Origin of the sequence: Chachezhania sediminis, from assembly GCF_009765275.1 — a bacterium.
In the GTDB taxonomy this organism is placed as follows: domain Bacteria; phylum Pseudomonadota; class Alphaproteobacteria; order Rhodobacterales; family Rhodobacteraceae; genus Chachezhania; species Chachezhania sediminis.
In genome coordinates this window covers 1-14,106 of record NZ_VOPH01000022.1, presented here as the reverse complement: position 1 = coordinate 14,106, position 14,106 = coordinate 1, and the positions used below count along the sequence as shown (strand labels likewise).

The window sequence follows — 14,106 nt, the reverse complement described above, 5'->3', positions numbered from 1 at the left end:
CAGAGGGCCGACCGCTACCGACCGGCCCGATTTCTGAAACCTCCGAAGGGGGCGGTGAGATTGTCTCGTCATTTGATTTTGGCTTCCGCCGCCTCCCCCGAAGATGAACACGGCGGTCACTCATCCTTGATCTACGTGAACGGCTCCTTGGAAGATGCCGGAACTGTGCGGGAGCGTGGGGCCGTGACAAGGGAGTTCACGCCGTCGGAACGGTGCCGCCGTCGATCACGTATTCGGTGCCTGTTATGGTCCCGGCGCGGTCGGAAGCGAGGAAGGCGACCAGGTTCGCGATTTCGCCAGGTTTCGAGGGACGCCCGATCGGCACCCCGCCCAGCGAGTCCATGATCATGCGCTTTCCCGCTTCCACGTCGACCCCGTGCTCCGTCGCAAGGCGTTTGGCCAATTTGACCGAGGATTCCGTTTCGATCCAGCCCGGGGAGACGCGGACAGCGCACATGTCGCTGTCACGACAAGGCGCTGTGTCGGCGATGCCGCGCTGGAGAGCAAGGTGATGCGTTGAAAGTCCGATATGGGGTAGCCGCGCTGAGGCAATGGTGATCTTGGCCGACGGCAGCCTCGGACGGTCACGTCATCAAGGGCGACCACTAGTTGTCCCTTCGCTATGTCGGCTACCCTGCGCATAGCCGCCGCTCGGCGGCTCGCAAGCTGCGGCTGCAGCGAACGGCAGGAAGGTCCGCTCAGCAGACCTTAAGATCCCGCCAGGGTTCGCACGCGCGGCGAACGGCAACTTTGACGGACTGCGCTGCAGCATTCGCATCTAGGGCTAAAGGTCGGCTCAGGGCCGACCGCTACCGACCGGCCCGATTTCTGAAACCTCCGAAGGGGGCGGTGAGATTGTCTCGTCATTTGATTTTGGCTTCCGCCGCCTCCCCCGAAGATGAACACGGCGGTCACTCATCCTTGATCTACGTGAACGGCTCCTTGGAAGATGCCGGAACTGTGCGGGAGCGTGGGGCCGTGACAAGGGAGTTCACGCCGTCGGAACGGTGCCGCCGTCGATCACGTATTCGGTGCCTGTTATGGTCCCGGCGCGGTCGGAAGCGAGGAAGGCGACCAGGTTCGCGATTTCGCCAGGTTTCGAGGGACGCCCGATCGGCACCCCGCCCAGCGAGTCCATGATCATGCGCTTTCCCGCTTCCACGTCGACCCCGTGCTCCGTCGCAAGGCGTTTGGCCAATTTGACCGAGGATTCCGTTTCGATCCAGCCCGGGGAGACGCGGACAACCCGCACACCCTTGGGCGAGACCTGCTTCGACAGGCTCTTGCTGTAGGTGGACAGGGCGGCCTTTGCGGCGGCATAGGCGGTCGTCGCTTCTGGCAGCGGCAGCGCGCGCTGGATGGAGGTGACGTGGATCACGACGCCGCTGCCCCGCGCCTCCATCTCGGGAACGAGCGCGCGGTCAAGTCGGACCGCAGGCATCAGGTTCAGGTCGAGTTCGCGGCGCCATTCGTCGTCGCCAAGCGCCGTATAGCCGCCCGCGGGCGCCGAGGAACCGCCGAGCATGTGGACGATGATGTCCGCGCCGCCCATCCTCTCGCGCACGGCCTCTGCCACCCTGTCGCAGCCATCGGGCTGCGTCAGGTCAGCTGCGACGAATTGGTCTTCCGGCATCTCCGGCGGCCTTGTCCGCGCCGTCGTCAGAACGTCGGCGCCAAGCTCCTTGAACAGGGCCACGGTCGCTCCTCCGGCACCGCGCGTGCCGGAGGTGACGAGCGCCCGCTTTCCCTCGAGGGTCAGGAAGGGGCTCATGGCACGATCTCCAGTTCGGCGATCTTGTCGCCGCGGAGGACGAAGAAGTAGCGCAGGTCGACCGGGCTCCCGGGGAAGTTTCCAACAAGGTGGCTGGTGACGATCGTGCGCTGGCCGTCCTTCGCGATGTCGACGGGCTCTACCGTGTAGGTGTATTGCGTTGAGGCATTCGCCATCCACTGCCGGATCGCGTCGCGACCCGCATAGGAGTTGCCTTCGTCGATGACGGTGGCGTCTTGCGTGAAGACCTCGGCGATGGCCTGCGGGTTGCCCTTCTTGTCGACCGAGAAATACCCCTCAATCGCGTCTGGCAGTTCGATACTCATGATGGCTCTCCTGTCTGGATCGGGATCGGTGGCAGCAACCGGTCTCGCCGCTTGACCTCTCGGATCGGGACCGGCGCCACGAGCCAGAATTTAGGGGTTTGACACAATGCGGATAAGCCGGACAAATCCGGATGTGAAGTTTGGAGTATCGGGACAATGGGAACCTACAAGCTATCGGATTTCGACGCGGTCCTTGCGATTGCCCGCAGGGGATCGTTCCGGGCAGCCGCGCTGGACGTGGGGATGTCCACGAGCGCACTCAGCAGCGCGGTTGCAAAGCTCGAGGAGCAGCTCGGCGTGCGGCTCTTCAATCGCACGACCCGCAGCGTGTCGCTGACCGCTGCCGGGCAGCGCTTCGTCGATCAGACATGCTTCGGCAACAGTGGGCGTTTCTGTCCGATCAGGCGCCCCTTGTTCCAAGCGGGGTGGTCACATCATCAGAGCCTCAACAATTACATGCGTGCTGCGGCTTGCAAGTATTGATCCCCTTGATACGAAGGGGTCAGGTGGCTAACACACGCAGCATTCGTAGCTTCACGAGGGCCTCTGGTGTCGAATTTAATGTTTCGGTTTCTTGGGTCCTGGCGCTTTCCGGTAAGGTCGCTTTTCTGCTGGGCGGCCTTGTCCTCATCAGTCTCTGCGGATTCGCTGCCTGACTGCGGAATCTACACTTACCGTGCGACTATCAGTCGTGTGATCGACGGTGACACTGTTGTTGCCGACATTGATCTTGGCTTTCGGGTATGGCTACGCGACGAACACTTGCGGCTTTTCGGTATCGATGCACCAGAAAATGGCACGGAGGCCGGTCATGCAGTTACGGAAGCGCTGCGTGAGCGGATCGGAGGCCGGACCCTTTACATCTGTACGACAAAGGCCAAGCATAGCGACACAGAGGCGAAGGGCAGCTTCGGCCGTTACCTAGTAACGATATTCGACGATGGTTTGAATCTGAACGAGTGGCTGTTGGAGTCTGGCAGGGCAGTCCCTTTCGAATGAAGCCTCAGTATATCAGACCAAGTCAGAGCAGATCGTCGTGCTGCATTGCACTCGGAATGTCGACTATCTGAGCGGGCCACCCAACTTCATTTCCAGAGTGTCCGACGACGTGGCGGGGTTTTCCTGTCCGAATAGAAGGTCCCCACGGATGCCCTCCAGGAGTTTTTCACGGTCAAGCTCCATCGAGAACACCACACGGCGCGAGGCTTCCCTATCTTCAATGCCCTTCGCATCTTGTACCAGCCTGGCTGACGAATAGCCTGCCGAGGACAAGCGGCTGCGGGCCCAATCCTGGATGGTGGAAGCGGTGAGACCTTCCAGGCAGATCCTCAACGCATTCTTGGCGCGGCGCTGGGAAAGGTCGAGATTATAGAGGTACGCCTGCTCGGGGGTATGCCAAGACTTTCCCTCCGATGACGCATGCCCTTCTATCTTCAATTCGGAGATATCGGCGCTAGAGGCATGGAGCGTTCCGACCCAGGCGGCGCAGAGCTGTTTCAGCAGATCAGGTTCCCTGACCACGTCACTGCCGGTCATGAACAGAACCTTTTCCGGCAGTATCACCTTTCCATCCACGGTAAGCTGACCGCCCGCAGCGCGAATTCCATTCCCCAGAGTTAGCTCGAGGCTATTCCGCAGGACTTCCTCCTGTGCTGCGGCATAAGCGAGGCGCTGGCTTGCGAGTTCCGCCGCGGATTGGGGGCTGAGCAAGGTATCTAGCGACGTTTTTAGCCTTGTCGTGGGCCGGATTTCGGCTACTTCCGAAAGCTTCAAGAGGGTGCCGGGATCAAGCTCAACCGCACCATGCAGTAGTCGCCGCATATCCTCGTCCCGCATAAAGCGACTGTATATTTCCGTTTCCGTGATCGGCTTCATGTCCCGTAGCTTAAGCCCTGCCCTACGCAATTCCTGCGCCATCTCAAAGGTGCCATCACTCAAGCCTGTCACGATGTCCGCCTTCTGCGCTTCGGTCAGGCCACGCAGGTCGTCGGTCAGGCGCAGGCTTCGCTTCTCGGCGTCCACTTGCCACCATGTGAACAGAAGAAGCAGCACGAATGAGAGCAGGATGAAGGCCTCGGCGACGGTAAGGCCCATGATCGCGCCGCGCTTGTATCCTCTGTCGGACCCACCATTACGATCACTGCTCCGCATGACGGGTTCCCCTGCGTTGGGCAAGAACATCCGGCCAGCGTGACATTAGTCCCGTCCCTCACGCAGCCAGCCAAAGCGCTTTCCCCTGGCCTGGTCGATTTCCAGAGCCTCGATCTTCTGTCCCAGGCGTTGCCCCCCTGTGCCAATCGAAGCCGCGGCGGCCTCGAACCCCTCGCCAAGCCGCGCGCCACCTCGGTCGATCTGGCCACCGGCCCGGGCAGCCGCCTCTCCGAGATTTTGAGCACCTTTCTCCAGCATGGTGGTGGCCTCCTTCATCGCCCGGTACATGTCCTCGGCGCTGCGTTCAGACTTGGTGGCGAAGGTCTCGGCCAGGGTTGTCGCGGCCTGCTGTGTGCGGATGAGGTGGGTCATCGTTTCTTCTGTGCCTTTCGACAACAGATCGGCGGATTCGATCAGCAACGCGAGGCTCTTCGAAATGCGTTCGGCCGTCTCGATGTTACGGGAGGCTAGCGTGCCGGAGGTCTCGGTCATCTGCTCTGTGGCTTCCCGGATTCGACCGGCGGCAAGGACGCCAGACTCGTCGAGAGTACCGGCCAGCGCCGCGAGCGATGCTTCTGTCTGCAACCGCACGCTTTCGCGGAGGGCCGGGCCGAACTCTTGGGCCGATTTCATCAATTCTTCCTGCATTTCGGCCATCAACGTATCAAAGGCGCTACGCAGCTTTGTCTCGCGCTCGACGTTGTGTTGCAGACTCTCGACTGAGAAGGCCTTGACCTGCTCGAGGCTCATGCCCAGCTCGGCGCGGAAGCGGCGTGAGGCGTCGTTCAGCTGCTGGCGCTCGCGACGCTCCTGGCTTTCCATGTCGACGCGGAACTGCATCATGAAGACCCGCAAGAAGACCCCTGCGATGGTTGAGGCGAGCGCCACCCCGAATCCCGAGATGATCTCGGGGATCAGGTTTGCGCGGTCCTCGGCATCTGCTTGGACCACGACATAGAGGGATATAGCCAAGGCAGTTAGGGTGAAGAGAAAGCCAAGGTAGTAGCAATTGTCACCGATCGTCTCTGCATCCAGCCGCAGTTCCGTCGCGTTGTAGGCTACCAGCGCATAGGCCGCCAGAACGGCGATGGCGAAGATCGCCGGGGCGAAGACAGGCACTCCCGGCGCTAGCTTGAGAACTAGTTCGCCAGTGATTCCAGCAAGAAACGCGATGGCCAGGGGCAGCGCTGCGGCCATCGGGTGTCCAGAAGTACCGTAGATGCGTTTCGAGATCCTTCGGGGCATCACAAGTCTCCAAGCCGTGTGACCTTGGGCACATGCGCATTCTGGCGTTCGAAATAGCGAATCCAGAAATCTTCAACGACCGCGGGATCCTTGACCCCTTCGCTGGGCCTGGGGACCTGGAAAATCTGGATCTCGGCGCCGTCGAGCGTCCGGCCCAAACGTTGAAACTCGGGCGAAGCGCTGAACGTCTTCCAGCTGCCGCCGCGATAGAAACTCAGCACATCGCTGTGCTGCAGCAAGTCCGTAACCATGATGATGCGCCGCGGCCCATCGAAGGCAAGAAAGCCGCGGCTGTCAGCGACTAGCGCCTGGAGACTTTCCATAATCGGAGAGCGGTTTGCCCCGGAAGCGCTGACCATGTCGATCAGCCGGTTGCGCAGTGGGGTGTGGAACCGGCTTTCATAGCGCTCGGCGATCAGTCTTTCGTTCTGTGTCAAACGATTGGCCGAGGCTGCGTCCTGCGGTTTACACAGAGGGGGCGTAGCACCCCAGAGGGAGGGGTCTTCGCTCACCACGCCCAGAGTGAACTGCGTTCCGCGCGGTGCTTTGGTGATCTGCTGTTCAAGCCGAGCCAGCAATTGGGCGTGCTGGGCCGGCGACAGCGGATCCGTCAGGTCGAGCAAGATTGCGGTCATAGACAACGGACCGGTGCTGATCGGGCAAAGCGTATCAGTTTCGAAAGCGCTGTCACGTGCCTGTCGATCCGACCACCAGAAAGCTGTCCCGATGGCAGCGAGCAACGCAACCGCCCCGACTACTGCGAGGATTGTGCCGATGGCGGACGAGTGTTGGCCGCGCCCCCGTTTGCCGCTGCGGCGCCTAGACCTCCCGCGGGCCATCAGGCGACGTTCGCCGGTGCATTGACGGGGTTCTGCGGACCCTGCTGCACTTCCTCAGGTAGGCGGAACTCCGTCACCGCGATCTGGAAATTGGCAAATATCTCGCGGATCGCGGCCTCAACAGCGGCCGTAACCCTTTCGGCCTCGGCCTCGGCATTCCGGCGACGGGCGTCGTCCTTGAGTTCAGTAGGCCGGAATGCGGCGAACGCGTGGTTCAAGGCAAAGCTCGGCGGTATATCTTCCGTCCGAGCGGCGACATTGGCGTCGCGGTAGACCGCCAATAGGTGGGTCACCGCCTTGTCGCATTGATCAAGGAAGTTCTCGAGGTGGAAATTTAGAGAGGAATGCCCGTATAGCGCATCAATCGCCTGGGAAATGCCGTCGCGCACCTGCTGGTCCGCGTCGCGTAGCTCCTCGATAGCGAGATCGCGCTTCTCGGTCAGTTCTTCGATTGCTTCTTCGAAATGACGGGAATGATCCTCGCGGGCTTGCTTCAGATCGCTTTCAATGCGGCTATAGCCGGGAAAAGGGTCAAAGGCGTGCCAGCCCTTGAGAAAAGCGAATATGGAAATCATTGTTCCTATCGCGAGAAGGATCCAGCTGTCCATGCTGCTCAGCGCCAGCGGATCCTGCTTCATAGCGGGGACTGCCTGCAGAACGGCCGTGCCCCAATCGGTCTCCGCATCTATCAAGTCGCGGAAATGCGCCACGGTCAGGTTCAGCGCCAGAGCGAGGACCACCCAAGCCAAGAGGCTGATCAGCCCCAGGAACTTGCGTAGGTAATTCGTATGGTTCAGACCGCAGGCCCAGATGCCGAGCAGCACGCTGGCCACGACATTGACCCCCGAGAAGATCACGGCTGTCAGCAAGCCTCCGAGCATGCCCTGTTCATTGCCACGAGAGAACATGAACATGTTCAAAAGGGCCTCCAGAGCAATGAAGATGATCGTGATTGAAACGAAGCGAACCCAGCCTTCGAAGTGCCGTGCCGGGCGCTGCAGTCGGTATTTTGCACGAAACTGCTTCCGATGCTGGAAGGTCTCGTGCAACCGTTCGGTCGAGGCGGTCATCTGGGCTTTCCATCCGCGCACGGCCGTCAGGTAGTCGCCGCTGGCATTGCCAGCCACTATCTCGACCTCCTTTCGAAGCGTATCCGCCCGCGCAAGCCTTTCATTGTAGACCTGCCTGTTGGTCTCATAATTTTCCAGGCCCTTACGGCGCGGACCTTCAATGCGGGTGACGATGGAGGTTTCTACATGGTCTGCCGCAGTCGTGCTCGCCGCAGGCAAGTTTCTTTTTCCCCTGTTTTCGCCCTCAGCAACAAGATCCAGGTCTTTCAAGATTTTCTCCTGATCGATTTCAGGAAAAACTGACAATGAAGGTAGTACATCGTCCGATCTCAGAAGCGATTTCAACTTTTCAAGCACGGTTTGCCTCTAGGATGCGCGAATCTTCTTTAGATCAAAGGGGGTGGCATCTGGGAAAGCAAGCGGAAGCCACACAACTGCCGAGATGGCTCGCCTAAACAATGGGATAACACACCCAATAGGCGCCTACTCCAGTCATCCGATGGCAAGGAACGGAGTTGCATCTCAGGCCGTCGCCCTCGGCGCAAAGGATGTCGGCTTCCCGCCCTTCGAGCCAGGTCAGTTCGCCTTCCTGCGCCGGACGTGAGCGGTGTCTATGGGCCGCTTGAAGCCATCACTCCCTTCCCGGAGCTGCGACGCTCAGCGTCTTCGTTGGTAGCGTTGTGTCAACTGGCCCAGGAAGCCCTCGCGAGGCGTCACTCAGGTCTGATCTCGCCCTGGTGGCGGCCAAGAAGGGCGACCAGTCTTCGGCCAGAAATCACCTTCTGACACTTTAGGTGGATAAGGCCGCGTTCGTCTGGGGCGAGGTCAACGTCGTTTCCCCAGACGCGCGCAGTGGTGTCGGCGTAGACATCGGTTGCCGTGATGGGCACCTGACAATTTCTCCGACGCTGATATCGGCTCAGGATCGTAGCGACAGCTGGCATCTGCTCCATGGTCTTCGTCAGAGTTTCCATCGTTTCAATGCAACCTTGTGTCCAGGGGCTCTCCATCGCGAGCGACGCAGGGCCAAGCTCAGGCTCATATCGTGACGGCACGACGGCCCTACCCCGGATCCGCGGCTTCATGCCAGGAACCGCGCGCCCCTCCATATACAAAAGGCGCCGGAGCATCAGCCCCGGCGCCTCTATCACCGTTTGTCAGAGAGCAGCCCAAGGGCACCAGGCGGTACGTTTCACCCTTGGGCGAGGTGGTTGGAGGACAGTATATGCCTACTGCCAACTTGCCTGCCATCCGCGCTTGCCGCCCCGCCTGGAACAAGGGGCGCCTGATCGGACAGAAACGCCCACTGTTGCCGAAGCATGTCTGGGCCATCCGCGTTCGCCTGGAGATCGCCCGGAACCATCGCGACCTTGCCCTCTTCAACCTCGCCGTCGACAGCAAGCTCCGTGGCTGCGACCTGGTGAACTTGAAGGTCGCCGACGTCTTCGCATCGGGCCAGGTCAAGGAGCGCGCATCCATCATTCAAAGCAAGACCCAACGGCCGGTCCGGTTTGAGATCACGGAAGGCACGCGGAAATCGCTGTCGCGCTGGATGAAGGAGCCTTTGATGGTCGGCTCGGAATACCTCTGGCCGGGCCGTTTCCATGAGCGCCTGCACATCTCGACCCGGCAGTACGCCCGCCTGGTTCGGGAATGGGTGTGTTCCATCGGTCTGGATCCGACCTCTTACGGGACTCACTCCATGCGGCGGACGAAGGTCGCGGAGATCTATCGAAAGACGGGAAACCTCCGCGCCGTTCAGCTGCTGCTGGGACACACCAAGATGGACAGCACGGTCCGGTACCTGGGCGTGGACCTGGAAGATGCGCTCGCCATTTCCGAAAGCATCGAAATCTGACGGACCGGGCCGCCGTCACTGGCGGCCCAAAGCCGACCTTGGCCAGGTTCAACGTTGCCGCAGCGCGGCTTCCCCATATCGGACCTTCATGGCACCGCGCAGCAGCGTCCAGGGCCCCGAGGTCAGCTGTGCGGGACGAAGCCGACCTTCGCTGGCAGTGCGCCAAAGTCCGGTTTGCCGAACCGCGCAGCAAACGCTTGCATGTGAATGTTACAAAAGAGTGGTTTTTAGTGCGGCGCCCGATGTAAAATGAGCACTCGCAACCGTATTTCTCGCTGTCTCGTAGCTGGTAAAAGCTGAATCTCTATACGGCTTTCAGCGGTATCCATCTTGAAATTATTGGGGTTGAATCCAGATGAAAGAAGGTTGGGTATATGTGCTGGGAAGCGACGCACACACATTTCATAAAATTGGCCTAACAACTACGTCGCCGGCTCAACGCATCAAAGAGATAAACCGCGATTCCACATACGGCCCCTTTGGGCCATGGTACGAAATAGATGTGCGGAAAGTCAGAAGTGTGACCCAAGTGGAATCCTCCCTTCATAGACATCTTCGAGGGAAGCGATCACTGAGCATTCCAAGAGCTAGAGAAGTATTTGAGGTTGCTAGGGATGAAGCTCGCGCAGCCTTATCGATAATTCCAGAATCAGATCTGGCGGATTCCGTGCCAATTCACAAGCTCATGGTCGAGCCAGATTTCATCAACTATTTAATGGCGCTATTTAAGAACTCTGGCTTAGAGAATTTTCGTGACATTCAAGAAAGCTGGACGTTTTCACTCTTTCCAAAAACTGCTGGAGGGCGCTTCTTTACGCTCAACATCGACCGGCATGAAGTTGCTTTCGCTCAGCCACTGAAGGATTCGGAGTTTCGCTACTTTTCAATTGTAGTGGATGAATCTGTCCGGCGCGACAGAGAATTCAAGAAAAAGCTAAAGCCGTTGGCGGGCACAATGTCTAAGACTCCATATGTATCTAACTGGGGAAGCGCGATCTCAGTTAATTTTGCGGCTAGCTTTGACGAGGCAGCGCGATTGTTTGAAGTTACCGCTTTCCGACGCGCTTTGGTTGGTTATTGGTATGATGCATTGCTTAGGATGCGAGACTTGGGAACTCGTAGCCTCCATGCAAAGCACCACAACTACGGTGCCGTATCAGAGATTTTTCGACATATGGAACAGAGACGCCGGTTCCGACTGCCGCACAACGCACCAACAGCTTAGAGCAAAAACCAACATCGCAACACCTGCCTCAAGAAAACGCTTCTTTTTGGGGGTGACCTACAAACGGTCTATTATCCACCGCCCAAAAGACCTGTTAAAAAAACCAAGCAGTTGTCGGAGGTTTTCGTATCGCGAGCATTATCAGCCATTCGTTTGCTGCGCGGCATCCGGCAAAATGGACTCGAACCGGTCATGCGGCGGTGCGGCGCGCTGGACGCCCAGGCGAATGGGTCTGCCCGGCAGAGATCGGCCCTGACCGGACCTTCGCGCCAGGTGCAGCGGATGACCGGTCTGTCCAGCCCAAAAGGACAGTCACTCAAGCCGGTCACTGAGACACTTCGGCATCGACTGGTGAGGTATACGTATACTGCAATCAGATGTGACATCGCGTGGCCGACCGTTTTTTCGCGGGTCGGTAAAAAATCCGCTCGTCCAAGTCTGACGCTTGACGGACTTCATCGGCTGCCGGCAAGCGGAGGTGTCCGCCAAACTGACAATGCGCTAGGAGGCAGCTTCAGATCTTCACAGACAGAACCGTAAAGACGAACAAAGTCGACGATCACCTGTCGCAAACTCTCACGCCTTCTGCTTGATTCCCCGCAAACCATCGAAATCCGTCTCGACATCTCCCTTTCGACGAGTAAGGTTGGGGCAAGCGCGTGACACAAAGGGATATATTCAATGTTTGAGGCTGCCGAGCAGGAGTATTTGATCCGTGCTTATCGCGAGAATAACGTTGTATTGTTCCTTGGCGCCGGAGCTTCGTACGGCTCAGAGACATCAACAGGAGAAGCAATCCCCTTAGGCAAAAATTTGTCTTCTTTTTTTCGAGAGATGATTGGCGAGACAGACGAAAGCTTGCGCCTAGATCAGCTGGGGAAGGATGTGCGCCGATTCTACGGCGAGGAAGGCCTCAGAAAGAAGCTGGAAGAAAAATTTATGGAGACACGGCCGTCCCAAGATCTGATAGACTTATTCTCCTTCTCTTGGAACAGATGTTACACTCTAAATTATGACGATACAATCGAAGGTGTGCCTAGAAAGGGGAGAGTTCAGCGGCATAGATACTACAGTGGCACCGACAAGGTCGAAGAAAGTCGAGGTGCGAATGACCTTCAGATAGTACACCTTAACGGATCCATATTGAAGTATGAAAAGGGAATAGTCCTAACGGACAAAGAGTTTCGGTCTGGAATTAGGAAGCGAAATCCATGGTATGAAAAGTGTGCCTCTGATTTCGCAAGCAAGACATTCATTTTCGTCGGGACGGAGCTTGATGAGCCAATTTTTAAAGCGTATGTGGAAGAACTGGAAGACGTCTCCACTTTCGCGAAATCATTCCTCCTAACCCCCGGCGTTATCGCCGATAGAGATAATGTGGAACTGCAAGATCTAAACATCGTCCATAAGCAATCGACTTTGTCTGATCTTGTTCAGTGGCTTCGGCGAAACAAGGCCAAATTCGATAGTGACTCCGCGACATTAAATGAGGCGCTAGTTGAGGTGGGAAGCCCCATTTGGGTGTCCGGAAATATTGATAAGTCTGCATTTGCCAGCTCCCAGCTTAAAAGAAGCTTCTATTCCGGCGTCTATCCCACTTGGCAATGTGTTGCCTCAGATTGGCCGGCGCCCATATCCATCATATCCTCATGCCTGAATGAAATTAAAGATTTTCAACGGGCTGCCTCGAAGGGACTTTGCATTGTCGTTGGTCAAGCGGGGTCTGGAAAAACGACAAGTATCATGAGCTCTCTTTATGCACTAAGTAAAGAGGGAAGCTGTAGGGTGTTTGAGTTCAAAGGGGATGGCTTAGACGATTTAGATGTGGCGCTTCGGGGCCTTAATCCTTCAGAATGGTCAGGCTCATCTTGTATAATTTGGGTCCCTGATATCCAGATTTATGCGGACGAGATCGAGAAAATTTCACGACTCTGCAAGTCAAGTGGATGCATAATCGTCGGCGAGCTAAGAAGCAGCGATTGGTCGGGCCGATTCTTTCGCAAGCACAGATTCGCAGATAAACTGATTGAAATCGGGAGGCTCAAGCCTGCTGACTACGATGTGCTGGCGCAGGCAATTCAAGACTTTGCCATTGCCCCAGAGTTCAGGAAACTCAGCAGGCAGGCTCAAGTTGACCAACTAAAGAGATCCAAGGATCAGCTTCTTATTCTAATGCTTGAGGCTACTAAGCAGCGGCCGTTTGAGGAGATAATAGAGAACGAATACTTCTCCATTGATGACGCCGAGGCGAGAGCATTTCTTTGCATTGTTGCATTAATCACTATGACCAGGTCAAGGCTTTCCATTTCGGATTATCACGCAATAACCAGCCAATTTGGTCTCAGGTCATCTCTTTCTGTTTGCTTGACGCAACTTGAAGGGATTGTGCAGATTTCCGGTCAGGGAAAATTAATAGGGCGCCATGAAAGCTATCTAAATCATGTAATTTCAGCTACGGCAGATCTTGACACCATTTTTGACGCATGTCTCGCAATATTTAGAAGCTTTACCATTTATGAGGTCCCATTTGTAGTCAATGCAGGAAAGGTTAAAGGGAATATTCTGAAGTTCATGATGCGCGGACAGTTTTTAATGCAAGTGCTCCGGGATAGCCGAGAACTTGTGTCAAGGCTCTACGAAGAGTTGGAGTATGATTATCAGAGCGACGGTCACTATTGGCTGCAGAGAGGAAAATTTTGTCGTTCTATGGGCGGGATTGACAACCAGGAAACTGCGCTGCGATTCCTCAAGAGATCCGTTGAGGCGTATGATAACTCGTATTCCCGACACTCCTTGGCACAGCAAAAATTGATCTACTGCTCTATGTTCAAAACCTCCACACCATACCTCGAGGCTTTAATGGCTGAAGGGGTGGCTGAGCTCAAAACGCAAGCCATTACCAGAGTAGACGCTGAAGATGAGTATCCTTTGGTTGCCCTTGCCAACTCTCACCCAAAGGCTCTTATCGCCTGGGGCAGGGGCGAAGATGCGAAACGTGTCTGCCGAGAATACCACGCCCAGCTTTCACAGATGGATAAGCAGATGCCTTTTGAGGATCGAGAAGTTCGCGATGCATTAAGGTTCTGCCTAAGCGTTGCATCGACTTAATTTTCCTTTTGTTTCCATCTATTATCTTCGAGATGTCATGCTCGGCTTTCGGTTTACTTGAGCGTGATCTCTGCTGTGACGCGACCACACAAAATTCGCTCGGAAATTTCGTCGTCGACAACTTTGAGAGTGCGTACTGGCCGCGGCTCGAACCGTTCACGAAGATTGCCCACTTCCTGCGCATCGCGGTCATTCGTGCCTGTCGCAGCGAACGACAGCTCCCCGCCGGCTATGTAGGTCGCGCCGAGTTTGGCAGCGTGATCCTGGTGGAATGTCGGCTTCTATGTCGTGGCAAAGGTGCGTTCGCGCCTGCAGAGAAAGCCGGCTTCCCGCCGATTCTGTGGAAAAACACTCGTTCGCTGCGCAGAATATCGATCACTGAAAGGCGCCCGAGCGCCTTTCCTGTCAGGCGTTCCGGGATTGCTGCGGTGCAGGAAGGACCTTGGCCAGTTTGCGGAGGTTCTGAGCGGTTGCGGCGAGGAGAAATTCGTCGTTTGCGCCGTGCGGGCCACG

11 protein-coding genes and 2 pseudogenes are annotated in these 14,106 nt (G+C 57.0%); 6 read left to right on the top strand and 7 right to left on the bottom strand.

The window, feature by feature from the left end; translation table 11 throughout:
* Positions 1 to 196 precede the first annotated feature (196 nt).
* From FQK05_RS25465 to FQK05_RS25455, 3 genes are all read right to left on the bottom strand, one after another.
* Positions 197 to 457, bottom strand: a complete 261-nt coding sequence (locus tag FQK05_RS25465) for an SDR family oxidoreductase (protein WP_199252772.1) — start codon at positions 455 to 457, stop codon at positions 197 to 199.
* Positions 458 to 991: 534 nt separating this feature from the next.
* Positions 992 to 1,771, bottom strand: coding sequence for an SDR family oxidoreductase (locus FQK05_RS25460; protein ID WP_158972347.1), 780 nt, complete (start codon positions 1,769 to 1,771; stop codon positions 992 to 994).
* The gene (locus FQK05_RS25455) at positions 1,768 to 2,097 is read right to left on the bottom strand and encodes a nuclear transport factor 2 family protein (protein WP_158972345.1); all 330 of its coding nucleotides are present in this window, start codon (positions 2,095 to 2,097) and stop codon (positions 1,768 to 1,770) included. Before FQK05_RS25455 ends, FQK05_RS25460 begins: the two co-directional genes overlap by 4 nt.
* A 156-nt stretch (positions 2,098 to 2,253) precedes the next feature.
* Between FQK05_RS25455 and FQK05_RS25450 the strand changes: the two are divergent.
* Both FQK05_RS25450 and FQK05_RS25445 read left to right on the top strand, forming a co-directional pair.
* A pseudogene (locus FQK05_RS25450) lies at positions 2,254 to 2,457 on the top strand (LysR family transcriptional regulator); the annotation flags it as partial.
* A gap of 333 nt (positions 2,458 to 2,790) precedes the next feature.
* Positions 2,791 to 3,096: a thermonuclease family protein gene (locus tag FQK05_RS25445; protein WP_158972343.1), complete on the top strand. Its 306-nt coding sequence runs from the start codon at positions 2,791 to 2,793 to the stop codon at positions 3,094 to 3,096.
* A 63-nt stretch (positions 3,097 to 3,159) separates the two neighbouring features.
* Here FQK05_RS25445 and FQK05_RS25440 read toward each other — a convergent pair whose 3' ends face one another.
* From FQK05_RS25440 to FQK05_RS25425, 4 genes are all read right to left on the bottom strand, one after another.
* Positions 3,160 to 4,248: an OmpA family protein gene (locus FQK05_RS25440; RefSeq protein ID WP_158972341.1), complete on the bottom strand. Its 1,089-nt coding sequence runs from the start codon at positions 4,246 to 4,248 to the stop codon at positions 3,160 to 3,162.
* Positions 4,249 to 4,293: 45 nt separating this feature from the next.
* Positions 4,294 to 5,445 carry a hypothetical protein gene (locus FQK05_RS25435; RefSeq protein ID WP_158972339.1) on the bottom strand — a complete coding sequence of 384 codons (1,152 nt, stop codon included), beginning with the start codon at positions 5,443 to 5,445 and terminating at the stop codon, positions 4,294 to 4,296.
* A gap of 47 nt (positions 5,446 to 5,492) precedes the next feature.
* A complete protein-coding gene (locus FQK05_RS25430) occupies positions 5,493 to 6,116 on the bottom strand; it encodes a hypothetical protein (protein WP_233270689.1) in 624 nt (207 codons plus the stop codon).
* Positions 6,117 to 6,331: 215 nt separating this feature from the next.
* Entirely contained in the window at positions 6,332 to 7,672 is a 1,341-nt protein-coding gene (locus FQK05_RS25425; RefSeq protein ID WP_158972335.1) for a hypothetical protein, read from the bottom strand.
* 955 nt (positions 7,673 to 8,627) lie between these two features.
* Between FQK05_RS25425 and FQK05_RS25420 the strand changes: the two genes are divergently transcribed.
* From FQK05_RS25420 to FQK05_RS26320, 4 genes and pseudogenes are all read left to right on the top strand, one after another.
* Entirely contained in the window at positions 8,628 to 9,260 is a 633-nt protein-coding gene (locus tag FQK05_RS25420) for a tyrosine-type recombinase/integrase (protein ID WP_158972333.1), read from the top strand.
* Positions 9,261 to 9,615: 355 nt separating this feature from the next.
* Positions 9,616 to 10,485: a GIY-YIG nuclease family protein gene (locus tag FQK05_RS25415; RefSeq protein WP_158972331.1), complete on the top strand. Its 870-nt coding sequence runs from the start codon at positions 9,616 to 9,618 to the stop codon at positions 10,483 to 10,485.
* A 681-nt stretch (positions 10,486 to 11,166) separates the two neighbouring features.
* Positions 11,167 to 13,593: a P-loop NTPase gene (locus FQK05_RS25410; protein WP_158972329.1), complete on the top strand. Its 2,427-nt coding sequence runs from the start codon at positions 11,167 to 11,169 to the stop codon at positions 13,591 to 13,593.
* Positions 13,594 to 13,601: 8 nt separating this feature from the next.
* Positions 13,602 to 14,106 (top strand): annotated as a pseudogene (locus FQK05_RS26320) (hypothetical protein); the annotation flags it as partial.